Source organism: Pseudarthrobacter sp. As-47 (genome assembly GCF_058215595.1).
Genome location: NZ_CM177088.1, coordinates 2,315,402 through 2,339,063, shown reverse-complemented (window position 1 = coordinate 2,339,063; position 23,662 = coordinate 2,315,402). Strand labels below are relative to the sequence as shown.

The 23,662-nt window shown below is 66.7% G+C and carries 20 protein-coding genes; 16 read left to right on the top strand and 4 right to left on the bottom strand.

All coding sequences use genetic code 11. The annotated features are described in order from the left end of the window. The first annotated feature begins 155 nt into the window (after positions 1–155). The 13 genes from pyrR to AC4BCK_RS10740 all read left to right on the top strand — a co-directional run bounded on the left by pyrR (position 156) and on the right by AC4BCK_RS10740 (position 15,332). A complete protein-coding gene (gene pyrR / locus AC4BCK_RS10800) occupies positions 156–743 on the top strand; it encodes a bifunctional pyr operon transcriptional regulator/uracil phosphoribosyltransferase PyrR (protein WP_174174300.1) in 588 nt (195 codons plus the stop codon). Beyond that, positions 740–1,765, top strand: coding sequence for an aspartate carbamoyltransferase catalytic subunit (locus AC4BCK_RS10795; protein ID WP_174174302.1), 1,026 nt, complete (start codon positions 740–742; stop codon positions 1,763–1,765). Before pyrR ends, AC4BCK_RS10795 begins: the two co-directional genes overlap by 4 nt. Continuing rightward, positions 1,765–3,114: a dihydroorotase gene (locus AC4BCK_RS10790; protein WP_490565915.1), complete on the top strand. Its 1,350-nt coding sequence runs from the start codon at positions 1,765–1,767 to the stop codon at positions 3,112–3,114. Before AC4BCK_RS10795 ends, AC4BCK_RS10790 begins: the two co-directional genes overlap by 1 nt. Beyond that, positions 3,114–3,632 carry a PH-like domain-containing protein gene (locus tag AC4BCK_RS10785; RefSeq protein ID WP_490565914.1) on the top strand — a complete coding sequence of 173 codons (519 nt, stop codon included), beginning with the start codon at positions 3,114–3,116 and terminating at the stop codon, positions 3,630–3,632. Before AC4BCK_RS10790 ends, AC4BCK_RS10785 begins: the two co-directional genes overlap by 1 nt. Before the next feature lie 4 nt (positions 3,633–3,636). After that, entirely contained in the window at positions 3,637–4,911 is a 1,275-nt protein-coding gene (carA, locus tag AC4BCK_RS10780; protein ID WP_490565913.1) for a glutamine-hydrolyzing carbamoyl-phosphate synthase small subunit, read from the top strand. Then, positions 4,911–8,225 carry a carbamoyl-phosphate synthase large subunit gene (gene carB, locus AC4BCK_RS10775; RefSeq protein WP_174174316.1) on the top strand — a complete coding sequence of 1,105 codons (3,315 nt, stop codon included), beginning with the start codon at positions 4,911–4,913 and terminating at the stop codon, positions 8,223–8,225. The genes carA and carB overlap by 1 nt, the downstream gene beginning before the upstream one ends. Beyond that, positions 8,218–9,090 carry an orotidine-5'-phosphate decarboxylase gene (gene pyrF / locus AC4BCK_RS10770; protein ID WP_366286142.1) on the top strand — a complete coding sequence of 291 codons (873 nt, stop codon included), beginning with the start codon at positions 8,218–8,220 and terminating at the stop codon, positions 9,088–9,090. The genes carB and pyrF overlap by 8 nt, the downstream gene beginning before the upstream one ends. Before the next feature lie 110 nt (positions 9,091–9,200). Beyond that, positions 9,201–9,518 carry an integration host factor, actinobacterial type gene (gene mihF / locus AC4BCK_RS10765; RefSeq protein WP_174174766.1) on the top strand — a complete coding sequence of 106 codons (318 nt, stop codon included), beginning with the start codon at positions 9,201–9,203 and terminating at the stop codon, positions 9,516–9,518. Between the two features lie 46 nt (positions 9,519–9,564). Beyond that, positions 9,565–10,161: a guanylate kinase gene (gene gmk / locus AC4BCK_RS10760; protein ID WP_174174320.1), complete on the top strand. Its 597-nt coding sequence runs from the start codon at positions 9,565–9,567 to the stop codon at positions 10,159–10,161. 15 nt (positions 10,162–10,176) lie between these two features. Continuing rightward, complete coding sequence (gene rpoZ, locus AC4BCK_RS10755; protein WP_003800778.1) at positions 10,177–10,437, top strand: DNA-directed RNA polymerase subunit omega; 261 nt, start codon at positions 10,177–10,179, stop codon at positions 10,435–10,437. A 38-nt stretch (positions 10,438–10,475) separates the two neighbouring features. Next, entirely contained in the window at positions 10,476–11,717 is a 1,242-nt protein-coding gene (gene coaBC, locus AC4BCK_RS10750; protein WP_174174322.1) for a bifunctional phosphopantothenoylcysteine decarboxylase/phosphopantothenate--cysteine ligase CoaBC, read from the top strand. An 88-nt stretch (positions 11,718–11,805) separates the two neighbouring features. Next, positions 11,806–13,041 (top strand): methionine adenosyltransferase, encoded by a 1,236-nt coding sequence (metK, locus tag AC4BCK_RS10745; RefSeq protein WP_377087665.1) that lies wholly within the window; start codon positions 11,806–11,808, stop codon positions 13,039–13,041. 182 nt (positions 13,042–13,223) lie between these two features. Continuing rightward, positions 13,224–15,332, top strand: a complete 2,109-nt coding sequence (locus AC4BCK_RS10740) for a primosomal protein N' (protein WP_490565912.1) — start codon at positions 13,224–13,226, stop codon at positions 15,330–15,332. On the opposite strand, the gene AC4BCK_RS10735 is transcribed toward AC4BCK_RS10740, so the two are convergent. Genes AC4BCK_RS10735 through AC4BCK_RS10720 form a run of 4 tightly spaced genes read right to left on the bottom strand, consistent with a single transcriptional unit; the run spans position 15,329 to position 19,217 of the window. Then, complete coding sequence (locus tag AC4BCK_RS10735; protein ID WP_490565911.1) at positions 15,329–16,429, bottom strand: glycosyltransferase family 4 protein; 1,101 nt, start codon at positions 16,427–16,429, stop codon at positions 15,329–15,331. The genes AC4BCK_RS10740 and AC4BCK_RS10735 overlap by 4 nt on opposite strands. Next, complete coding sequence (locus tag AC4BCK_RS10730; RefSeq protein ID WP_363936053.1) at positions 16,426–17,352, bottom strand: alpha/beta fold hydrolase; 927 nt, start codon at positions 17,350–17,352, stop codon at positions 16,426–16,428. The genes AC4BCK_RS10735 and AC4BCK_RS10730 overlap by 4 nt, the downstream gene beginning before the upstream one ends. Before the next feature lie 10 nt (positions 17,353–17,362). Next, entirely contained in the window at positions 17,363–18,232 is an 870-nt protein-coding gene (locus tag AC4BCK_RS10725; protein ID WP_174174331.1) for an aldo/keto reductase, read from the bottom strand. Positions 18,233–18,242: 10 nt separating this feature from the next. After that, positions 18,243–19,217 carry a sugar-binding transcriptional regulator gene (locus tag AC4BCK_RS10720; RefSeq protein ID WP_174174334.1) on the bottom strand — a complete coding sequence of 325 codons (975 nt, stop codon included), beginning with the start codon at positions 19,215–19,217 and terminating at the stop codon, positions 18,243–18,245. A gap of 126 nt (positions 19,218–19,343) precedes the next feature. Here AC4BCK_RS10720 and AC4BCK_RS10715 point away from each other — a divergent pair, with 126 nt between their 5' ends. The 3 genes from AC4BCK_RS10715 to glpK all read left to right on the top strand — a co-directional run bounded on the left by AC4BCK_RS10715 (position 19,344) and on the right by glpK (position 23,580). After that, a complete protein-coding gene (locus tag AC4BCK_RS10715; RefSeq protein ID WP_363936050.1) occupies positions 19,344–21,173 on the top strand; it encodes a glycerol-3-phosphate dehydrogenase/oxidase in 1,830 nt (609 codons plus the stop codon). A gap of 89 nt (positions 21,174–21,262) precedes the next feature. After that, positions 21,263–22,012 (top strand): MIP/aquaporin family protein, encoded by a 750-nt coding sequence (locus AC4BCK_RS10710; protein ID WP_363936048.1) that lies wholly within the window; start codon positions 21,263–21,265, stop codon positions 22,010–22,012. A 53-nt stretch (positions 22,013–22,065) separates the two neighbouring features. Beyond that, positions 22,066–23,580, top strand: coding sequence for a glycerol kinase GlpK (gene glpK, locus AC4BCK_RS10705; protein ID WP_174174340.1), 1,515 nt, complete (start codon positions 22,066–22,068; stop codon positions 23,578–23,580). Positions 23,581–23,662: the final 82 nt, after the last annotated feature.

The window sequence follows — 23,662 nt, the reverse complement described above, 5'->3', positions numbered from 1 at the left end:
CGCCGCGCCTCCAAGGACAGCACGCCCGGCGGCTGCAGTGTGATGAGCACCGCGCCTTCCCGGCACGGCCTCCCGGAAACCCGTGTGGTAATTTTGAACCGCACATGATCCTTTTTTAATTCCGTCCTGTGAGGCGGGGAAAGGGGAGACGAGCGTTGACTTCTGTCACCAGCGCACCGGTTCCAGCCAGGGTTGTCCTCAGCCAGGCGGACATCGACCGGGCACTCACTCGTATCGCCCATGAGATCCTTGAAGCCAACAAGGGATCGCAGGACCTCGTCCTGCTGGGCATCCCGCGCCGTGGTTACCCGCTGGCATTGCGCCTAGCCGAAAAAATCGCCGCCGCGGACAGCACCGTTGACGCCGCCGCCATTGTTGGCCAGCTGGATGTCACGATGTTCCGCGATGACCTCTCCCACCAGGGGACAAGGCCCCCGTATCCCACCAAGCTGCCCCGGACGGGCATCGACAACAAGGTGGTTGTCCTCATTGACGACGTCCTGTACTCCGGCCGCACCATCCGCGCCGCCCTTGACGCGCTCGTCGACCTTGGCCGTCCGCGCATCGTCCGGCTCGCCGTGCTGATCGACCGCGGCCACCGCGAACTCCCCATCCGTGCCGACCACGTGGGCAAGAACCTGCCGACATCATCAGCGGAAAAGGTCCGGGTCCGGCTGGCTGAGACCGACACCGCCCCTGGCGGCACGCCGGTCAACGAGGTTGTCATCGAGGGCCGTTCATGAAGCACCTGCTTTCCACCGAAAACCTCAGCCTCGCCAATGCAATCCGTATCCTGGACACCGCCGAGGAGATGGCAGCGGTAGGCGACCGCGAGGTCAAGAAGCTCCCGGCGCTCCGCGGCCGGACCGTGGTGAACCTCTTCTTCGAGGACTCCACCCGCACCCGGATCTCCTTCGAAGCCGCCGCCAAGCGGCTCAGTGCCGATGTCATCAACTTCGCGGCCAAAGGCTCCTCGGTGTCCAAGGGTGAGTCCCTGAAGGACACCGCCCAGACGCTGTCCGCCATGGGAGCGGACGCCGTCGTCATCCGTCACTGGGCCTCCGGCGCACCGCACCGCCTCGCGGCCACTGACTGGATTGACGCTGCCGTGATCAACGCCGGGGACGGCACCCACGAACACCCCACCCAGGCCCTGCTGGATGCGTTCACCATGCGCCGGCACTGGGCTCGCCTGGCCGGCACCGGTTCCGAAGGCGCGGACCTCAAGGGCATGCGGGTTGCGATCGCCGGGGACGTCCTGCACTCCAGGGTTGCGCGTTCCAACGTCTGGCTGCTCCGTACGCTCGGGGCGGAAGTGACCCTGGTGGCGCCGCCCACGCTGCTGCCCATCGGCGTCGAAAAGTGGCCGTGCAAGGTCAGCTACGACATGGACGACACCCTTGAGCAGGGCGTCGACGCCGTGATGATGCTGCGTGTCCAGGGCGAACGCATGAACGCATCCTTCTTCCCCAGCACCCGTGAGTACTCCCGGCGGTGGGGATTCGATGACAACCGCCTGAAAGCCCTGGACACGCTGGGCATGAAGGACACCATCATCATGCATCCCGGCCCCATGAACCGTGGCCTGGAAATTTCCGCGGCTGCCGCCGACTCGCCCCGATCCACCGTGCTGGCCCAGGTCCGCAACGGCGTCTCGGTGCGGATGGCCGCCCTCTACCTGCTGCTTTCGGGGGACACCCGGGAACCAGCCGCCACCCCCGCCCTGGCGTACGCCGGCACCCATTCCACCAAGGAGAGCAACTGATGGCCGCCAACACCGGAACCTACCTGATCCGCGGCGCCTCGATCCTGGGCGGCGAACCGGCGGATCTGCTGATCCGCGACGGCGTCATCGCCGAAACCGGAACCGGCCTTAGCGCCGAAAGCAGCGTCGACGACGTGACCGTCATCGATGCTGCCGGCCTGGTCGCCCTGCCCGGCATGGTGGACGTGCACACGCACCTCCGCGAGCCCGGCCGCGAGGACGCCGAAACCGTGGAGACGGGTACCCGCGCAGCGGCCTTGGGCGGGTATACCGCCGTGCATGCCATGGCCAACAGCACTCCCGTGGCAGACACCGCGGGCGTTGTGGAGCAGGTCTACACCCTCGGCCGGGCAGCCGGCTGGGTGGACGTGCGGCCGGTGGGTGCGGTCACCGTGGGCCTGGCGGGCGAGCAGCTGGCCGAGCTGGGGGCCATGGCCGATTCCCGCGCACGCGTCCGCATGTTCTCCGACGACGGCATCTGCGTCCACGATCCCGTACTGATGCGCCGTGCGCTAGAGTACGTCAAGGCGTTCGACGGCGTGGTGGCCCAGCACGCGCAGGAGCCGCGCCTGACCGCCGGCGCCCAGATGAACGAGGGGGAGGTGTCCGCGGTACTTGGCCTCGCCGGCTGGCCCGCCGTTGCCGAGGAAAGCATTATTGCCCGCGACGTCCTGCTGGCGCAGCACGTCGGCTCCCGGCTGCATGTCTGCCACGTCTCCACCGCCGGCTCCGTGGAAATCATCCGCTGGGCCAAGGAGCGGGGGATCAACGTCACGGCCGAGGTGACGCCGCACCACCTGCTGCTGACCGACGACCTGGTCCGCAGCTACGACCCCGTCTTCAAGGTCAATCCGCCGCTGCGCACCGACGCCGACGTCCAGGCGCTGCGCGCAGGCCTGGCGGACGGCACCATCGACGTCGTTGGTACGGACCACGCACCGCACCCCAGCGAGCACAAGGAGTGCGAGTGGGCGCAGGCAGCCATGGGCATGACGGGCCTGGAAACCGCCCTTTCCGTGGTCCAGCACACCATGATCGAAACGGGCCTCATGACGTGGGCGGACTTCGCCCGCGTCACCTCCACCGCTGCGGCGAAGATCGGCCGGCTGGCTGACCAGGGCCGCCCGCTGGAAGCGGGGGAGCCCGCCAACGTCATCCTGGTGGACCCCGCTGCCCGCTGGACTGTTGATCCGTTCCGCATGGCCACCATGGGCCGGAATTCGCCGTTCAAGGGCAGGGAACTGCCCGGCAAGGTGGTGGCCACGTTCTTCAAGGGGCACCCCACTGTCCTTGACGGTGAACTCAACACGCCGTATCCCTACCCCGACGCAACCGCAGGCGTCGCCTGATGGACAAAATCCTTCCGGGACTGGCCATGCTGGCGGTCATAGCCGTCGTCTTTGTCCTCCTCGCCATCGGCTGGCGCAGCAGGCTCCGCCGCCAGTCCGACGTCGGCCTGCTGCCTGCCGTGCCCGCCGAACCTGGCAAGCCGATCGCCGGTGCCGAGGGGCAGTACGTGGCCACCACCACCGCCGGCGACTGGCTTGACCGGATCGCCGTCCACGGCCTGGGAATCAGGACCACCTCGATTCTCGAGTTGTATCCGCACGGCGTCCTTTTCGACCGGTCGGGCGCTCCGGCCCTCTACATCCCGGCCGCATCACTTACCGGCGTCCGGCAGGACAGCGGCATGGCAGGTAAGTTCGTGGAAAAGGACGGACTCCTGGTCCTGTCCTGGGTACACGGCAGCCACGAACTGGACTCCGGCTTCCGCACCCGCCGTGCGGCGGACAAGGACCGGCTCTTCGAAGCACTTCAGGAATTGATTTCTTCAGCCCCGGCGGCTGACGCCAACAGTGGAAAGTAAGACAGTGACAACAAACACAGCAGTAAACGCCCCGGTTTCCGCTCCAGCTGCGCTGGTCCTTGAAGACGGCCGCATTTTCCGCGGAAGCAGCTACGGCGCCACGGGAACCGCCCTCGGAGAAGCGGTCTTCGCCACCGGCATGACCGGCTACCAGGAAACCATCACCGACCCCTCCTACGCACGCCAGCTTGTGGTCCAGACGGCACCCCACATCGGCAACACCGGCGTGAACAGCGAGGACGCCGAGTCCCGCCGTATCTGGGTTGCGGGCTACATTGTCCGCGACGCCGCCCGCCGCCCCTCCAACTGGCGCTCCGAGCGCTCACTGGATGAGGAACTGGTGGAGCAGGGAATCGTTGGGATCCAGGGCGTGGATACCCGTGCGATCACCCGGCACCTGCGCGAGCACAAGACCATGCGCGCCGGCATCTTCTCCGGGGAGGCCGCCCAGGCCACGGACAAGGAACTGGTGGACGCCGTCCTGGCCAGCGCCCCCATGGAGGGCTCCCGGCTGGCCGAGGAAGTCAGCGTTGACGAGGCCTACGTCGTGGAGCCGAAGGACCATGGCTGGGAAGGCGACCCCCGGTTCACCATCGCGGCGATCGACCTTGGCATCAAGGCCATGACCCCGGTCCGCTTCGCCGAGCGCGGCGTCCGCGTCCACGTGCTGCCCGCCACCGCCACGCTGGAAGACGTGAAGGCCGTCAACCCCGATGGCTTCTTTATGTCCAACGGCCCCGGCGACCCCGCCACGGCAGATGCCCAGGTCAAGCTGCTCCGCTCCGTCCTGGACGAGAAGCTGCCCTACTTCGGCATCTGCTTCGGCAACCAGATCCTGGGCCGCGCACTGGGCTTCGGCACCTACAAGCTCCGTTACGGCCACCGCGGCATCAACCAGCCCGTCATGGACCGCCGCACCGGCAAGGTGGAGATCACCTCCCAGAACCACGGCTTTGCCGTGGACGCACCGATCGACGGCGCCACCCAGGCTCCGGAGGAACGGTACGGCCGCGTGGAGGTCAGCCACGTCAGCCTGAACGACGACGTCGTGGAAGGGCTCGCCTGCCTGGACATCCCCGCTTTCTCCGTGCAGTACCACCCCGAGGCCGCGGCCGGCCCGCACGACGCCGCCTACCTGTTCGACCGCTTCATCGAGCTGATGGAGGGCACCCGGGACGGCAGGACCGCGAACCTGTCCAAGGAGCCCGTGGACGCCGCGCACCCAGCCGGCGCGGCAACGCCGAATCATTCCGACAACAAGACTGAGGACAAGAAGTAATGCCGAAACGTACAGATCTCAAGAGCGTCCTCGTCATTGGTTCCGGCCCGATCGTCATCGGCCAGGCCGCCGAGTTCGACTACTCCGGGACCCAGGCGCTGCGCGTCCTCAAGGAGGAAGGCCTGCGGGTCATCCTGGTCAACTCCAACCCGGCCACCATCATGACCGACCCCGAGTTCGCCGACGCCACCTACATCGAACCCATCACCCCCGAGGTAGTGGAGAAGATCATCGCCAAGGAACGCCCGGACGCCGTCCTGCCCACCCTGGGCGGACAAACCGCGCTGAACACCGCCATCGCCCTGGACAAGAACGGTGTGCTTGAGAAGTACAACGTTGAACTCATCGGCGCCAACATCGCCGCCATTGAGCTCGGGGAGGACCGCGAAAAGTTCAAGGGCGTGGTGGAGCGCTGCGGCGCCGAGTCCGCCCGCAGCCACATCATCCACACCATGGACGAGGCATTGAAAGCCGCCGAGGACCTCGGCTACCCCATGGTGGTCCGGCCCTCCTTCACCATGGGCGGCCTGGGCTCCGGCCTCGCCTACAACGAGGACGACCTCCGCCGCATCGTTGGACAGGGCCTGCAGTACAGCCCCACCAGCGAGGTGCTGCTCGAAGAGAGCATCCTCGGCTGGAAGGAATACGAGCTCGAGATGATGCGGGACAAGAACGACAACGTCGTGGTGGTCTGCTCCATCGAGAACTTCGATCCAGTAGGCGTCCACACCGGCGACTCCATCACGGTGGCACCGGCCCTCACCCTCACCGACCGCGAATACCAGCGACTGCGCGACATCTCCATCGCCGTCATCCGTGAAGTGGGCGTGGACACCGGCGGCTGCAACATCCAGTTCGCCATCGACCCCGCCACCGGCCGCGTGGTGGTCATCGAAATGAACCCCCGCGTCTCCCGCTCCTCGGCGCTGGCGTCCAAGGCCACCGGCTTTGCCATCGCCAAGATCGCCACCAAGCTCTCGCTGGGCTACACGCTGGACGAGATCCCCAACGACATCACGCAGAAGACCCCGGCGTCCTTCGAACCCACCCTGGACTACGTTGTGGTCAAGGTTCCGCGGTTCGCGTTCGAGAAGTTCCCGGCTGCTGACAACACGCTGACCACCACCATGAAGTCGGTGGGTGAGGCCATGGCCATGGGCCGCAACTTCACCGAAGCCCTGCAGAAGGCCCTGCGCTCCCTCGAACAGAAGGGCTCGCAGCTGGACTTCAGCTCCGTCCCCGAATGGGAGGTGCCGGAGCTCATCGAGAAGGCGAAGCGCCCCACCACGGAACGCCTGCACCAGGTCCAGCGCGCACTCCTGGGCGGCGCCAGCGTGGAGGACCTCTTCGAGGCCACCAAGATCGATCCCTGGTTCCTTGACCAGCTCCAGCTGCTCAATGAGATCTCCCGCGAAATCCGCCAGGCCGGTGCGCTGACGGCTGAGATGCTGAAGCGCGCCAAGCGCCACGGCTTCTCCGACGAGCAGATCGGCGCGCTCACGCACAACTCCGAAGCCGTGGTCCGCGGCGTCCGCCAGGCCCTGGGCATCCGCCCCGTCTACAAAACCGTGGACACCTGCGCGGCGGAATTCGCCGCCTACACGCCGTACCACTACTCGGCGTACGACGAGGAGGACGAGGTTGCGCTGCACTCCAAGCCGTCCATCCTGATCCTCGGCTCCGGCCCCAACCGGATCGGCCAGGGCATCGAGTTCGACTACTCCTGCGTCCACGCCTCCATGGCGCTGCGCAAGGCCGGGTACGAGACGGTGATGGTCAACTGCAACCCGGAGACCGTCTCCACCGACTACGACATCTCCACCCGCCTCTACTTCGAGCCCCTGACGCTCGAGGACGTCCTGGAGGTCATCGCGGCGGAGGAACGCACCGGCGGCGTCATGGGCGTCTTTGTGCAGCTCGGCGGCCAGACCCCGCTCAAGCTGGCCCAGCAGCTGGCAGATGCCGGTGTCCCCATCCTCGGAACGTCCCCGGAGGCCATCGACCTGGCCGAGCACCGCGGCGCGTTCTCCCGCGTCCTGGACAAGGCGGGCCTGATCTCCCCGAAGAACGGCACCGCCGTGTCCTTCGAGGATGCCAAGAAGATCGCCGACGAAATCGGGTACCCGGTCCTGGTCCGCCCGTCCTACGTGCTGGGCGGCCGCGGCATGGAGATCGTCTACGACGAGCCCAACCTGTCCCGCTACATCGCCAACGCCACGGAGATCACCCCGGACCACCCTGTGCTGATCGACCGCTTCCTGGAGGACGCCGTCGAAATCGACGTCGACGCACTCTTCGACGGCACCGACATGTACCTGGGCGGCATCATGGAGCACATCGAGGAAGCCGGCATCCACTCCGGCGACTCCGCCTGCGTCCTGCCGCCCATCACCCTGGGCACCAACGTGCTGGAGCGGGTACGGACGGCGACGCGCGCCATCGCCGAGGGCGTGGGCGTCCGCGGGCTCATCAACATCCAGTTCGCCCTGGCCTCCGACGTCCTGTACGTCCTTGAGGCCAACCCCCGGGCGTCCCGCACGGTGCCGTTCGTCTCCAAGGCGACCGGTGTGCAGATGGCCAAAGCGGCTGCCCTGATCGGCACCGGCGTGACCATCGGACAGCTCCGCAGCGCCTACAAGATGCTGCCCGAGGTGGGCGACGGGTCCACGCTTCCGCTGGATGCCCCGGTGTCCGTCAAGGAGGCAGTCCTGCCGTTCAGCCGCTTCCGTACCCTGGAGGGCAAGGTGGTTGACTCCCTGCTCGGCCCGGAAATGCGCTCCACCGGCGAGGTCATGGGCATCGACAAGCACTTCGACACCGCGTTCGCCAAGAGCCAGGCGGCCGCCAACAACGCGCTGCCCACCGAGGGCAAGATCTTTGTCTCCGTGGCCAACCGCGACAAGCGCTCCGTGATCATGGGTGTCAAGAGGCTCTCCGACCTGGGCTTCGAAATCGTGTCCACCGGCGGCACCGCGGACGTCCTGCGCCGCAACGGCATCCAGGCCACCCCTGTCCGCAAGGTGGCAGAGGGCAGCAGCGCCGAGGGCGAAGGCACCATCGCAGACCTCGTCATCGCCGGCGAGATCGACATGGTCTTCAACACCCCGTCCGGCGGGGAGGCCCGCAGCGACGGCTACGAACTGCGGGCAGCGGCCACCTCCATCGGCATTCCCTGCATCACCACGGTGGCGGAGTTCAACGCCGCCGTGCAGGCCATCGAGGCGATGCGGACCTACGAATGGTCCGTCACCAGCCTGCAGGAGCACGCCGCATCGCTGGCAGAGTCCCAGAAGGCGGCCCTGCAGCATGCCTGAGCAGGCAGTGCCGTCCGCCGGTGCACCCGGCCGGGAGTCGTTCGGCTCCCGGCTGGGTGCCGCCATGGCCGCCCGCGGGCCCCTCTGCGTCGGCATCGACCCGCACCCAGCCCTGCTGAAGGGCTGGGGGCTGGACGACGACGCCGCAGGGCTGAGGCGCTTTTCGCTGACGGTTTTGGAGGCCGTGGGTTCCCTCGCTGCCGCCATCAAGCCCCAGGTGGCGCTGTACGAACGCCATGGCTCCGCCGGGATGGCCGTCCTTGAAGAGCTTCTTGCCGAAGCCCGCGACGAGAAGGTACTCACCATCGCCGACGCCAAGCGCGGTGACATCGGCTCCACCATGGCGGCCTACGCCGACGCCTGGCTCCGGGACGATTCCCCCCTCGCGGCGGACTCGGTAACGCTCAGTCCCTACCTTGGCTTCGAGTCACTGCGCCCCGCGCTGGACCTGGCAGCCCGGACCGGCCGCGGCGTCTTCGTCCTCGCGCTCACGTCCAACCCCGAGGGCGCCTCCGTCCAGCACGTCGGGGGAGCGGACTCCGTGGCCCGCAGGATCACGCAGTCGGCTGCGGCGGAAAACCGCCGCTACCAGGGAAACCTCGGCTCCGTGGGCCTGGTGGTGGGTGCGACCGTGGGGTCGGCCCTTACCGAACTGGACCTGGACCTGGCCGCTGTGCGCGGACCGCTCCTGGCCCCGGGCCTTGGAGCGCAGGGGGCCACGCCCGCCGACCTCCGCGCCACGTTCGGCGCCGCCTACCCGCAGGTCCTCGGCACCTCGAGCAGGGACATCCTGTCTGCCGGGCCGGAACAGCGCGGCCTGAGGGACGCGGCGCAACGGACCCTGGACGGACTCCGCGGCGAATAGTGGCCCGTTTGAGCTGATGCATTGATTCGGACAGCACCAAAGGGTAGTTTCAGGACAGGTCCAAGGGCGGTCGCCCCTGGACCCGTCCACCGAATCCGGGGGTGTGCACCATGGTCCTGCGGCCGTTATCCGCATCGGAACGGGCTGAGGCCCTGAACAAGGCAGCAGCAGCCAGGGCCACCCGTGCGGCGGCCAAGGAAAGCCTTAAAAACGGCGAGAGGTCTGCCGCGGACATCATCAGCTCCGCGCTGCAGGACGAGGCACTCGCACGGATGAGGGTCTCCGAACTCCTTGAGGCGCTTCCCGGCATCGGAAAGGTGCGGGCCGCTGCCATCATGGACCAGCTGGGGATAGCGGCGTCCCGCAGGGTCCGCGGGCTGGGCATCCACCAGCGCCGCGCGCTGGTAGATTTTATAGACGAGAGTTAGGGCGGGCCGAAGCCCGCCCACCCCCCAAACCCCGGCAAAGGAATACGTGAGCAAGAAACCTGGACTGACAGTCCTCGCTGGTCCGACGGCTGTTGGCAAAGGCACCGTGTCCACTTACATCCGCGACAACTATCCCGAGGTGTGGCTGTCCGTGTCCGCCACCACCCGGGCACCCCGTCCCGGCGAACAGGACGGCGTCCATTACTTCTTCAAGTCCAAGGACGAGTTCGAGCAGCTTGTCGCTGACGGCGAGCTCCTCGAATGGGCCGTGGTCCACGGGCAGAACACGTACGGGACCCTGAAAAGCACCGTCAACCAGGCCATTGCCGAGGGCCGGTCCGTGCTCCTGGAAATAGACCTCCAGGGTGCCAGGCAGGTGAAGGCGGCCGTACCGGATGCACAATTTGTCTTCCTGGCCCCGCCCAGCTGGGACGAAATGGTCCGCCGGCTTGTGGGCCGCGGCACGGAAACCCCGGAGGAACAGCAGCGCCGGCTGGAAACCGCTAAACTGGAACTTGCTGCTGAACCGGAGTTCGACTACACCGTCATCAATGACGACGTTCGCCGGGCAGCGGACGAGCTTGTTTCACTCATGGGGCTGACCCCGCACCCGCATGGAGCGCCGGAACCGTCAGCCCGCTAGAACTTTGGAGAATTCGTGTCCACGAACCTTGAAGGCATCATCAACCCGCCGATCGACTCGCTGCTCGAGGCAGCCGACTCCAAGTACGGCCTGGTGATTTTCGGTGCCAAGCGTGCTCGTCAGATCAACGCTTACTACGCCCAGCTGCATGAGGGCCTCTTCGAATACGTCGGCCCGCTGGTTGACACCAAGCTGAACGAGAAGTCGCTGTCGATCGCCCTGCGCGAGATCAACGAGGGCAAGCTGGTTTCCACGCCGATCGAAGCTGCAGAGTAAAACTGCCGCCGAACTGACTTGCTGTTGACGGAGGTCACGTGCGCATAGTCCTCGGAGTCGGGGGAGGGATTGCCGCTTACAAGGTGGCATCGCTCCTCCGGCTTTTTACTGAAGCCGGCCACAACGTCACGGTGATCCCCACCGAGGCGTCCACCCGGTTCGTTGGCACTGCCACGTGGGAGGCGCTGTCCGGAAATCCGGTCAGCAACAGCGTCTTCGACGACGTCCACCAGGTCAACCACGTCCGGCTGGGCCACGAGGCTGACCTGATCGTCATCGCCCCGGCCACCGCTGACCTCCTGGCCAAGGCGGCCACCGGACAGGCCGGGGACCTGCTGACGAACACCCTGCTGATGGCCCGCGGCCCTGTGCTGTTCGCGCCCGCCATGCACACGGAAATGTGGCAGCACGCGGCAACCCGGGCCAACGTCGAAACGTTGCGCAGCCGCGGTGCAGCCGTTCTGGAACCCGCCAGCGGCCGGCTGACGGGCGCCGATTCAGGTCCGGGCAGGCTCCCCGAACCGGAAGCCATTTTCGACGCCGCCATGGCCCTGGTGCAGGGGCAGTCGGATTTCCAGCTGCCGCTGGCCGGACGCACCGTCACCATCAGCGCCGGCGGAACCCGCGAGCCCCTGGATCCGGTCCGCTTCCTGGGCAACAGGTCCTCCGGAAAGCAGGGAGTCGCCTTGGCCGTCGCAGCCCGGAACGCCGGCGCAACCGTCCGCCTGCTCGCAGCCCATATGGACGTTCCCCCGCCGGCCGGCGTCGAGGTGGTGCCTGTGGAGACAGCCCTGCAACTGCGGGAAGCCGCCCTTGCCGCGGCAGCTGACTCCGACGTAGTTATCATGTCCGCTGCGGTGGCGGACTTCCGTCCCGCGGCCGTCTCCGACACCAAGATCAAGAAGCGCGACGACCGGGAGGACCCCGTCATCACGCTGGTCCGCAACCCGGACATCCTGCACGAACTGGTGGATCTCCGGAACAGCGCGGCCCCGGGCAGGCGGCAGCAGCTGATCGTCGGCTTTGCGGCTGAGACCGGGGACAGCGACGGTGACGTCCTGGCGCACGCCCGGGCGAAGCTGCAGCGCAAAGGCTGCGACCTCCTGGTGGTCAACCATGTGGGCACGGACAAGGTCTTCGGGCAGGACACCAATTCGGTGGTCATCCTGGCCCGCTCCGGCTCCGAACCACAGGAGGCGTCCGGGACCAAGACGGAGGTTTCGGCAGCCATCATCAGCCGGATCTCCGCTGAACTGAATTCCGTTTCGCCCCGCACCTGAGTGTGTTTCAGGCCACGTCTGCTTAGCACGAAGACATCTCCTGATGTCTCCTGGCGGGTGTCCGTATTCCAACCAGTAAGGTAGTTGAGTGACTTTACCGCTGCACCTTCCCCACACGTCCGGGGCCACGCCCAACGCGCTTCGGCTCTTCACCTCCGAGTCGGTTACCGAGGGCCATCCGGACAAGATCTGCGACCAGATCAGTGATGCCATCCTGGATGCGCTGCTGGCTGCGGACCCGGAATCGCGGGTAGCGGTGGAAACCATGGCCACCACAGGCCTGGTCCACGTTGCAGGTGAAGTCACCACTGATGCCTACGTCGAGATCCCCCAGATCGTGCGCGAGACCATCCTGGGCATCGGCTACGACTCCTCGGCCAACGGTTTCGATGGCGCCCGCTGTGGCGTGTCCGTGTCCATCGGCCAGCAGTCCAACGACATTGCCGGCGGCGTGTTCAACTCGCTGGAAGCCCGCGAAGGGCGGCAGGAGGACGACTACGACCTCCAGGGCGCCGGCGACCAGGGCCTGATGTTCGGCTACGCCAGCGACGAAACTCCCTCTCACATGCCGGTGCCCATCTGGCTTGCGCACCGACTGTCCGAGCGGCTCACCGAAGTCCGCAAATCGGGCGAACTGGCCTACCTCCGCCCGGACGGCAAGACCCAGGTGACTGTCGGCTACGACAAGGATGTCCCGGTCTCCGTCGAAACCGTTGTGATCAGCAGCCAGCACGCCGAAGGCGCAAGCCTGGACCAGCTCCGCGCGGACCTCGCCGCCCTCGTCATCAAGCCGGTGCTGGCAGGGGCCAACCTTGACCTCTCCCGCGCCCGCAACATCCTCAACCCCGCCGGCGAGTTCGTCATCGGCGGCCCCGTTGGCGACGCCGGCCTGACCGGGCGCAAGATCATCGTGGACACCTACGGGGGCATGGCCCGGCACGGCGGCGGCGCCTTCTCGGGCAAGGACCCGTCAAAGGTGGACCGCTCTGCCGCGTACGCCATGCGCTGGGTTGCCAAGAACGTGGTGGCCGCAGGGCTGGCCAAGCGTGCGGAAATCCAGATCGCCTACGCCATCGGCCAGGCCCGTCCGGTGGGCACGTACGTGGAAACATTCGGCACGGAAACGGTTGATCCGGCCCGCATCAGCGCCGCCATCGCGGAGATTTTCGACCTGCGCCCCCGCGCCATCATCGACGCACTGGACCTGAAACGGCCCATCTACGCCAAGACCGCCGCCCACGGCCACTTTGGCCGCGATGAACCGGACTTCACCTGGGAGCGGCTGGACCGCGTGGACGACCTGAAGGCGTTCTTCAACGCCTAGGCCCCGGGCTGCAGGCCCGCTTCCGGCCTGTATCTTTGCCTGATTCTTTTGCCTGTATTTTGCCTCCGGCAACATGTCAGTGCCATGTGCTTGGCTGGGCTTGTTCATCCGGGAGCCGAAGGGAGGTTACTGCAATCGCTGCTGACAGGCCTGTCCAGGCGTCCCTGGGTCTCCCCGGTGCAGTGCAGCCGTCTCTGCTGCAGGGCTTTCCGGCCCCCGCCCGGCCTGCCGGGCCGCAGCTGGTCGGGCACCTGCCCGTGGCCAGGGTGCTGGTGGAATCCTCCCTGCCGCACCTGGACCGGCTCTTCGATTACGGGGTTCCGGACACCCTGGACCATGCCGCCACGCCGGGCGTCAGGGTCAAGGTCAAATTCAACGGCCAGGACCTCAACGGGTTCCTGATGGAACGCGTGGCGGAATCCGACGCCGGACACACCCTGGTGCCGTTGGCGAAGGTTGTGTCCCCGGTGCCGGTGTTGACGCCGGCCGTCCGGGAGCTGGTTTACTCCGTCGCCGCCCGCTACGCCGGGACGGTCAGCGATGTCCTCCGCGTCGCCGTGCCGCCCAGGGTGGCCAGGCTGGACAAGGAGTTCGCGTCGGCGGAACCGGAGTGGCAGGCAGTCCCGGACCAGGCAGAACCCCGCGAGGCCACTGCCCTGCAGGCCGGTCCCGCGCAGGACGCCCTGCCGGGCGCATGGGCGGCCTACCATAACGGCCAGGCCTTCCTGCAGCACCTGGCCGGTGGCGGTTCGCCCAGGGCCGTGCTCAACCCGCTGCAGGGATTCGGTCCGGGTGGGTGGCCCCAGCTGCTGGCGGAGGCCGTGGCCGCCGCGTACGCATCAGGGCGGGGCGCCGTGGTGGTTGTACCCGATTACCGCGACCTTGACCGCCTTGAAGAGGCGCTCCACCGGCTGCTGCCCGAAGACGCAGTTGCCCGGCTGACTGCCGACCACGGTCCCACCCCGCGTTACCGGAGTTTCCTGCGGCTGCTGGCGGGGACTGCCCGGGTTGCCATCGGCACCAGGTCCGCAGCTTTTGCCCCGGTCCGGGACCTGGGCCTGGTGGCCTGCTGGGACGACGGCGACGACCTCCACATCGAGCAGCGCGCCCCGTATGCGCACGCCCGCGAGGTGCTGCTCCTGCGGGCTGGGCAGGAAAACGCCGCGTGCCTCCTTGCAGGCCACTCCCGAAGCACGGAAGCCCAGCGGCTGGTGGAGGCGGGTTGGGCACGTGCGGTCGAGGCCGGCCGCCCTGACGTCCGGAGGACAGTTCCGCGCATCGTCAACACTGCTGACAGCTTCGAACAGGAGCGGGATCCGCTGGCCAGGATCGCCCGCCTGCCCGGCGCCGCGTGGCGGGCCGCCAAGGAGGGGTTGGAGCGTGGACCGGTCCTGGTCCAGGTGGCCCGCGCCGGTTATGCGCCGTCGCTGGCCTGTGAGATGTGCCGGGAGCCGGCGCGCTGCGGCAGCTGCCAGGGACCACTGGCCGTGGCGGGCGCCAGCGGCACGTCCGCCATGCCCCAATGCCGCTGGTGCTCCACCCCGGCGCCGGACTGGCACTGCGTGCACTGCGGCGGCAGGCGCCTGCGCAAAGGTGCCACCGGAGTGATCAGGACAGCTGAGGAACTCGGCCGCGCCTTTCCCGGGAAGACCGTGGTTACTTCCTCGGGAGACCAGGTAAAGGCCGGGGTGGGTCCGGTCAAGGCACTGGTGGTGGCCACGGTGGGTGCCGAACCGGTAGCCGACGGGGGATACGCGGCGGCACTGCTCCTGGACGGTGATTCACTCCTTCGCCGGGAGACACTGCGCGCCGGCGAGGATACGGTGCGGCGGTGGTTCAACGCGGCCGCGCTGGTGCGTCCGGCGGCGGACGGCGGGCTGGTGGTGGTCACGGCCGCGGATACAGCTGCCGTGGGCGCACTGCTTCGCTGGGACCCCGCGGGTTATGCGGAACGGGAACTTTCCCTGCGGATGGAACTGCAGCTTCCCCCCGCGGTCCGCATCGCCTCCGTCACCGGGCCGCGCGCCGCCGTCGAACATTACACCGGTGCCGTGGCAGCGGAACTTGCCTCCAGCGGGATCACCTTGCGGACCGCCGGGCCCGCACCCGTGGTGCTCAGTGGTCCGCCGTCGCCCCGCCGTTCAGCGGAGGATGTGCGCACCCTGCTCTTTTTCCCCTACGGACAGGCTGCGGCCGTCACCCGCGTCCTGCGGGTCACCAGGGCTGCGGCCGCTGCGAAACGCTCCAGCGAGCCTTTCCAGCTCCGGCTGGACGGCATCGACGTCCTTTAGGGGCGTCCCCTAACGCGGCCCCGGCGCCGGGCCATGATTTCGTGTGCCGCCTCCACCAGCTGTCGTGCCGACTCGTCCCAGGTGAACTCCTGTGCACGCGCAACGCAGCGCCGCGACAATTCCTCCCAGTGACCGTTGTCCTGGAGCGTGCGCACGGCATCGGCAAACTGTTCCGGGGACTCGGGATCAACGTAGAGCGCGGCGTCCCCGCCGACTTCCCGGAAGATGGGGATGTCGCTGGCAATAACGGGGGTGCCGAGTGCCATGGCCTCCACCAGGGGAAGCCCGTAGCCTTCAGCCCGGGACAGGGTGACCAGCGCCGCAGCAGAGCGCAGGAACCCGTGATACTGCTCGTCCGTGACGCCGTTGTGGAACACCACGTGTGCCCCTGGCGGAACCAGGCGTTCCAGTTCGGCGCGGCGTTGGGGCGTGATGCGGCTGAGCAGGTGGAGGGTGTACCCGGGCAGGCCCGCCATCCCCGCCACCATGGTTTCCACGTTCTTGTACGGCATGAAGGAGCCCATGTAGACGAGCGCGCGGTCTTCACCGGCGCCAGCGGGGCGCGGTCCGTGTTCCTGCTCCGGCTGGGGGGCATTGCTGATGATCCGCACGGGACGGCGGGTCAGGCGGTACTTTGCGATCAGCGCTTCGGTGGTGCGGCTGATGGTGGCTACGGTGTCGGCCCGGTTGAGGAGCAGGCGCTGGGGCCAGAAAGCCTTGTGGTACAGCCGCCAAAGGAGCCTCACGGGTGCGGGCAGGAATCCCGGCGGGGCGGGGTGTTCGTAGTAGATAAGGTCGTGGAGCGTCAGGACCAGGCCGTACTTGCGGCCCCAGGTGCCCATCGTCTGCATGGGGCACACCACCACGTCAGCGCCCAGCGCGTTAACGGTTCGCGCCACAAACAGTTCCCTGGGCGACAACGGGCTGCTGATCAGCGTGTAGGGAACATCCGGGAGCAGGGGCAGCTGCCGGACGTCCGAGACCAGCATCGAAACGTCCGCGATTTTCGCGGTGGCTGCGATCAGGCTCGCCCCGTAACGGCTGATGCCGTCGTGGTGGTCGGTCCGGGTAAAACGTGCGTCGATGACAATCTTCACGCGGGGTGGTCCTTAAGGAAGCTGCGGATGAACGAGGCTGCCGGTTCGGGGGTTTCGTAATGGATCAGGTGTCCGACGCCGGGAATCACCTTGAGTTCGCCGTCCGGCAGCAGCGCAGCCAGGCGGTGCTGGTCGGGGAGCACCGCGATCTCGTCCTTCTCGCCGGCGATCAGCAGCACCGGAAGGGTGAGCCGGCCGGCCACCTCGGCCACGTGGCTGCTGACCGACGCGGTAAAGGACTCAAGGAGGCTGTCACGGCTGGCGAAAGCGCTGAAGTAGGCATTGTGCTGGTCGTGGATGAAACGGCGCAGGTCCCTGTCGGCTGTCTTGGCCATGGTCTCACTCATGACCCTGACAATCAGCGGGCTCCGCAGCAAAGCCAGTCCCAGCTGCCGGGGAAGGCGCGCGGCAAGCCGGTAGTAGAGGACCGCGAGCCGGGTCATCACACCCTTCGGACCCTCGAGGGCCGGTGCGGCGATCGGGTTGATGAGGATCAGCGGGTTGACGGTTCCCGGGTGGCAGGCCACGAAGTGCGCGGCAATGATGGACCCGAAGGAGTGGCCCAGCAGGACCGTGTCCGGGCCCAGGCCGAGGGCTGCCATGAACCCGGTGATGAACGAGCCGTACCGCTCAACGGAATGCTCACCGGACGCAAACGCTTCCGAGTCGCCGAAGCCGGGCAGGTCCGGCATGATGATGCGCATGTCGGGAAGCTGGTCTGCCACGCGCAGGAGTCCGTGATGGTCTCCGCGGAAGCCATGGATCACCAGGATGGTCCGCGTTTCAGGACCGGCATGCAGCGGTTCGTAGGTCCAGAACGCAACTTTGCCGCCGTCGATCTCCACCGAAGAGGACGACGTGCGGGCCGCAAGCCCGCGGCTGAAGTAGGCGGGCGAGGCGGGCCCGGGGTGTGCTGTGGTCATCTGCGTGGCCTTAGTTGACGTGGTCGGGGTGCGAGCCGGTGCGGTGCCCCCGGTCGAGCCCTGCAAGCGCAGCCATGTCCCGGTCCGAGAGCTCGAAGTCGAAGATGTTGAGGTTTTCCCGGATCCGGGCCTCCGTGCTGGCCTTGGGGATGGCAATGTTGCCCAGTTGCATGTGCCAGCGCAGGATCACCTGGGCCGGGGTCTTGCCGTGTTCAGCGGCGCAGGCACGGACCACGGGATCTGCGAGGACCTGGCCGCGGCCCAGGGGGCTCCAGGCCTCCGTCCTGATGCCGAGCCCGTCATGCAGCGTCCGCAGTTCCGCCTGCTGCAGCCACGGGTGCAGCTCGATCTGGTTGACGGCGGGAACCACCTCTGCCGTTTGGAGAAGCCGGTCAAGATGGGCCGGCTGGAAGTTGCTGACCCCGATGGCCCGGACCTTCCCTTCCCGGTACAGGGTCTCCAGGGCCCGGTATGTATCGGGAAACAGCCCGCGCCTGGCGCAGGGCCAGTGGATGAGGTACATGTCCACGTAATCGAGGCCAAGGTTGACCATGGAGTCGTCAAAGGCCCGCAGCGTGGCGTCGTAGCCGTGATGGTCGTTCCACACCTTGGTGGTGATGAACACGTCTTGTCTCGACAGGGACGGGAAGAGTTCGCCCGACCCTCCGCTGCCTGCATCCCCGCCCAGCTGGGAACTGATCCCGCGGGCCACGCCGGTTTCGTTGCCGTACATGGCCGCGGTGTCGAAGTGGCGGTAGCCGGCGGCGAGCGCGGTGGCAACGAGCCCTTCCGCATCCGCGGCCGGGACCTTGTACAGCCCGAAGCCGAGTTGGTGGATCAGCACGCCGTTGTTCAGGCTGAGCCGCGGTGAGGTTCTCATAGCCACGACTCTACCCATTAGCCGCCGGGAGGCCCTCGTAATCCACCAGGCGCCGCGCTGTGGCCTCATCCAGGATCAGGTCGGTGGCCAGGCCGGCGGCCAGGGCACCGCGGAGCCCCTTGATCTTGGAAACCCCGGACACCACGCAGATCCTCCGACGGACCTGCCGCAGCTCTGCCAGGGCCGGGCCCGTGGACCTTTCGTTCAGGATGATGCCGTCGGAGGATCCGTCGCCCCGGAAGAAGACTGTGGCAACGTCACCCACGACGTCGGACGTGGCCAGGATATTGAGGTCCATCTCGTCCAGGTACCCTCCGGCGTAGACGTGGCTGGGGTAGTCCGCATCCACGGAACCCACACCGAAGATGGCAATGCTCATCTTCGCCTGGAGTTCCAGGATCCGTTGCACGCTGCGCTCATTCCACATGGCGGTTTTTGTGGCGGCATGGTCAAAGAAGGCCGGTACGGGGAACTGTTCAACCCGGGCCCCGTAGGCGCTTCCGAACCGCCGCATGATGTCGCTGGCGTACGTGATGCCGGTGGTGTGCATGTTGCCGGCGCCGTTCAGCTGCACGATGACGCTGTCGTGGGTGATCTTGCGGGTGAGGTGGCGGCTGACGGCGCTCAGGGTGGATCCCCAGGCCACCCCGATGATCGCATTGGAGTCCACCACGGGACCGATGGTGCGCGCTGCTTGCATGGCCACCCTGTCCAGTGTCTCGGCGTCATTCAGTGTTTCCAGGACCGGCACCACGTGGACATCCACGCCGTAGCGCTGCCGGATCCTGCCTTCAAGCTCCGGGCCGGTATCCAGGGGATTGCGGATCTGGATCTGCACCAGGCCCGATTCGCGTGCCGAGGACAGGAGCCGGGACACGGTGGATCTGGAGGTACGGAGTTCCCGGGCTATCGCATCCATGGTCAGGTCCTGCAGGTAATACATTTGTGCAGCCCGCAGCGCTTCTGAGTGCCTTGACGGGTCCATTACCGCTCCCTTGTGCACGTTTGTGCATAGTGCTTGACTCCATTTTCCATTAGTCCAAACAATAGTGGAGAACGGCGGGCCCGCCCACTCGGTTGCCCGCGCCACACAAAGCCCAAGGGAGTCGTTTTGGGACCCAAGGATTCAACCGGCCGACCTTCCGCAACACCTGCGGAGAAGCAGGGAGCTGAGCGCAGTTCCGTCCACCATCTGCGGCGCCGTCCGCATGCAAAGGTGCTGGTGGTAGGCGGCGGCATCAACGGCGTAGGAACTTTCCGTGACCTCGCGCTGCAGGGCGTTGACGTTGCCCTCGTGGAACGCGGCGACTACTGCCAGGGAGCCAGCGGCGCCTCCTCCCACATGATCCACGGCGGCATCCGCTACCTCGAAAACGGCGAATTCCGCCTGGTCCAGGAATCTGTCGTGGAGCGCAACCGGTTGCTCCGCATCGCTCCGCACTATGTGAAGCCGCTGCAGACCACCATTCCCATCTTCAGCACCTTCTCCGGCGTGCTGTCCGCGCCCCTGCGCTTCCTGACGCACAAGCAGCAGGGCAAGCCGAAGGAGCGCGGCGCCTTCCTGATCAAGCTCGGCCTCAGCCTCTACGATTCGTTCTCCCGCGACGGCGGCACGGTACCGCGGCACCAGTTCCGCAGCGGCAAGCGGGCCCGTGCGGAACTTCCCGCACTCCGCCCGGACGTCAAGTACACCGCCACTTACTTTGACGCGTCCGTGCACAACCCTGAGCGCCTGACCCTGGACGTCCTCCAGGACGGGGAGAAGGCCGGCCGCTCGGCTGTGGGCGAAGGCAATGCCCAGGGCTACACGGCCCGTGCCAGCAACTATGTTTCCCTGCAGTCCATGACCGGCAAACCCAATCCGGGCACGGGGAGGGGAAGCACCGTCCGGCTGCGGGACGAACTCACGGGCGAGGAATTCGATTTCACTGCCGACGTCATTGTGAACACCACGGGCGCCTGGGTGGACCTCACCAACGAAGCAATGGGAACTGCCTCCAGATTCATGGGCGGCACCAAGGGCTCCCACATTGTGCTGGACAACCCTGCGCTCCTGGAAGCCTGCCGCGGCCGGGAGATCTTCTTCGAGCACACGGACGGACGGATCGTCCTGATCTACCCCATGGGGGACCGGGTCCTGGTGGGCACCACTGATGTGGACGCGGACATGGCAAAGGATGCCGTCTGCACGGATGAGGAAATCGAGTACTTCTTCGACCTGATCGGGCACGTCTTCCCGGACCTCCCCGTCACGCGTGAACAGATCGTCTACACCTTTTCAGGAGTGCGGCCGCTGCCACGCCACGATGCCACCCAGCCCGGCTTCGTTTCCCGCGACTACCGCATCGAGCGCCGCGAACCCGTCCAGGACGGGAACGGAAAGGGCGCCGTGGTGCTGAGCCTGGTGGGCGGCAAATGGACCACCTTTCGGGCCCTCGCCGAACACCTGGCCAACGACGTGCTCGCCGAGATCGGGATGGCCCGCAAAGTCTCCACCGCACAGCTCCCCATTGGCGGCGGCGCAGGCTTTCCCGCTGATGAGCCTGGCGTGCAGAAGTGGATCAAGGCGCACATGGCTTCGGGCCGTGACGCCGACCGTACCGCGGTACTCCTGACCAGGTACGGGACCCGTGCCGAGGATGTCATGGAGTACCTCGACGCCGGGCCCGACAGGCTGCTGCACTCCACCCGCGAACTGAGCGTCCGTGAACTTGAGTTCATGGCGGCCCGCGAGCAGGTGGGGCACCTGGTGGACGTCCTCATCCGCCGGACCTCCCTGGCCTTCAGGGGCCTGGTGACGGGCGAACTGCTCAACGAAGTGGCAGATGTGCTGTCGGTACCCCTTGGCTGGAACGCCGAGGTCCGTGCGGCAGAGATCAAGCACGCGCAGGACGTGCTGCAGAGGTTCCACCGTGTAGAAACCCACAGCCTGGTCGCCTAGCACCCGGCTGCCGGCCGGGGCGGCAACCCGCCCCGGCCCACGGTCCTTCAACCCGCGAAGGACCTCCATCAGAAAATAAGGAGTCAAAGATGTCTCTTGGAATAGTTTTCCTTTCCGAAGTATTCGGAACGGCGATGCTCACCCTCCTGGGTTGCGGCGTCGTCGCCAACGTTGCCCTACGGGGGACTAAAGGCAACAGCGGTGGGTTCCTGATGGTCACCTGGGGATGGGGCATCGCCGTGTTCGCCGGCGTCTTCGTTGCCGCGAAATCCGGTGCCCACCTGAATCCCGCCGTAACGCTCGGCATCTTGGTCGAAGGCAAGCGGCCATATGCGCCGGATGTCCCAGTAGATGTCGCCTCCACGCTGACGTACTTCGGCGGCGAACTGCTGGGCGCCTTCCTTGGCGCCGTGGTCTGCTGGCTCGCATACAAGCAGCACTTTGATGCGGAACCCGAGGTTGCCAGCAAGCTCGGCGTCTTCTCCACCGGGCCCGCCATCCGGTCCACTCCCTGGAACCTGGTTACCGAGATCATCGGCACCTTCGTCCTGGTCTTCGTCATCCTCACCCTTGGCGGAACCCCCTCAGGCCTGGGCCCGCTGGCCGTCGCACTGCTCGTCGTCGGCATCGGCGTGTCACTCGGCGGGCCCACCGGTTACGCCATCAACCCGGCCCGTGACCTCGGTCCGCGCATCGCCCACGCCCTGCTGCCCATCAAGGGCAAGGGCTCCAGCGACTGGGGATACTCCTGGATCCCGGTAGTGGGCCCGCTGGTTGGCGGAGCCCTTGGCGGCATCGTGGCCAAAATTGCCCCCATCATCGTTACCGCCGCAGCCTGACCCATCAAGAAATTCCTCCTGCCTAAACACCCATATAGACAAGGACGTCCATCATGAACCAGTACGTAATCGCCATTGACCAGGGAACCACCAGCAGCCGGGCAATCATCTTCGACCACAGCGGCAGCATCGTGTCCTCGGGGCAGATGGAACACGAACAGATTTTCCCGCAGGCCGGGTGGGTGGAGCACAACCCCGCTGAAATCTGGAACAACACCCGGGAGGTCATTGCCTCCGCACTGTCCAAGGCGAACCTGACACGGCACGATATTGCCGCCGTCGGCATTACCAACCAGCGCGAAACTGCCGTGGTGTGGGACAAGACCACAGGCGAGGCCGTCTACAACGCCATCGTCTGGCAGGACACCCGCACGCAGGACATTGTGGATCAGCTCGCCAAGGACGGCGGGCCGGACCGTTTCAAGCAAAAGGTGGGGCTGCCGCTGGCCACCTACTTCTCAGGTACCAAGATCAAATGGATCCTCGACAACGTGGAGGGCGCCCGCGCCAGGGCCGAAGCCGGTGACCTGGTGTTCGGCAACACCGACTCCTGGGTCCTGTGGAACCTGACTGGCGGCGTCAACGGCGGAGTCCACGTCACCGACGTCACCAACGCCTCACGCACGCTGTTCATGGACCTGGAAACCCTCCAATGGGACGACGAGATCCTCGGCATCTTCGGTGTTCCCCGGACCATGATGCCGGAGATCAAGTCCTCCTCGGAGGTGTATGGCACCGTGCACACCTCCCAGCTCCTGCGCGAGGTCCCCGTGGCCGGCATCCTCGGCGACCAGCAGGCGGCCACGTTCGGCCAGGCTGCCTTCGAGGCCGGCGAGGCCAAGAACACCTACGGCACGGGCTGCTTCCTGATCTTCAACACCGGCGAGGAGATTGTCCATTCCAAGAACGGGCTGCTGACGACTGTGGGCTACAAGCTCGGCGATGCTGCGCCGCACTACGCCCTGGAAGGCTCCATCGCCGTCACCGGCTCGCTCATCCAGTGGCTGCGGGACAACCTGGGCATGATCAGCAGCGCGCCCGAGGTGGAAACCCTCGCCGCGTCGGTGAAGGACAACGGCGGCGTGTACATTGTGCCCGCCTTCTCCGGCCTCTTCGCGCCATACTGGCGTTCGGATGCCCGCGGCGCGATCGTTGGGCTGACCCGGTTCGTGAACAAGAACCACATTGCCCGCGCCGCGCTGGAAGCCACCGCCTTCCAGACCCGGGAGGTGCTGGACGCCGTGAACGCGGACTCGGGCGTTCCGCTCACCGAGCTGAAGGTCGACGGCGGCATGGTGGCCAATGATGCGCTGATGCAGTTCCAGGCGGACATCCTGGGCGTTCCCGTGATCCGGCCGAAGGTTGTGGAGACCACCGCCCTTGGTGCGGCGTACGCAGCCGGCCTGGCGGTCGGCTTCTGGAAGGACCTGGGGGAGTGCTCGGCCAACTGGTCCGAGGACAAGCGCTGGGAACCGCAGATGGACCAGGCGGAGCAGGACCGCCAGCTGCGGCTGTGGAAGAAGGCCGTCACCAAATCCATGGACTGGGTCGACGAGGACGTGAAGTAGCCAGCTAGACAGCAGTTCGTGGTTGCGGCGGCCCCCGTCTCACCACGCAAGGAAGGCGGCCCCTGCCCCGCCCGCTTCGCGG

Coding starts and splice junctions, on each gene's coding strand:
- glpK (WP_174174340.1), top strand. CDS start 22,066: ATGAACCAGTACGTAATCGCCATTGACCAGGGAACCACCAGCAGCCGG.
- AC4BCK_RS10725 (WP_174174331.1), bottom strand. CDS start 18,232: ATGAGAACCTCACCGCGGCTCAGCCTGAACAACGGCGTGCTGATCCAC.
- AC4BCK_RS10790 (WP_490565915.1), top strand. CDS start 1,765: ATGGCCGCCAACACCGGAACCTACCTGATCCGCGGCGCCTCGATCCTG.
- mihF (WP_174174766.1), top strand. CDS start 9,201: ATGGTCCTGCGGCCGTTATCCGCATCGGAACGGGCTGAGGCCCTGAAC.
- AC4BCK_RS10730 (WP_363936053.1), bottom strand. CDS start 17,352: ATGACCACAGCACACCCCGGGCCCGCCTCGCCCGCCTACTTCAGCCGC.
- AC4BCK_RS10710 (WP_363936048.1), top strand. CDS start 21,263: ATGTCTCTTGGAATAGTTTTCCTTTCCGAAGTATTCGGAACGGCGATG.
- AC4BCK_RS10785 (WP_490565914.1), top strand. CDS start 3,114: ATGGACAAAATCCTTCCGGGACTGGCCATGCTGGCGGTCATAGCCGTC.
- AC4BCK_RS10795 (WP_174174302.1), top strand. CDS start 740: ATGAAGCACCTGCTTTCCACCGAAAACCTCAGCCTCGCCAATGCAATC.
- carB (WP_174174316.1), top strand. CDS start 4,911: ATGCCGAAACGTACAGATCTCAAGAGCGTCCTCGTCATTGGTTCCGGC.
- pyrF (WP_366286142.1), top strand. CDS start 8,218: ATGCCTGAGCAGGCAGTGCCGTCCGCCGGTGCACCCGGCCGGGAGTCG.
- AC4BCK_RS10720 (WP_174174334.1), bottom strand. CDS start 19,217: ATGGACCCGTCAAGGCACTCAGAAGCGCTGCGGGCTGCACAAATGTAT.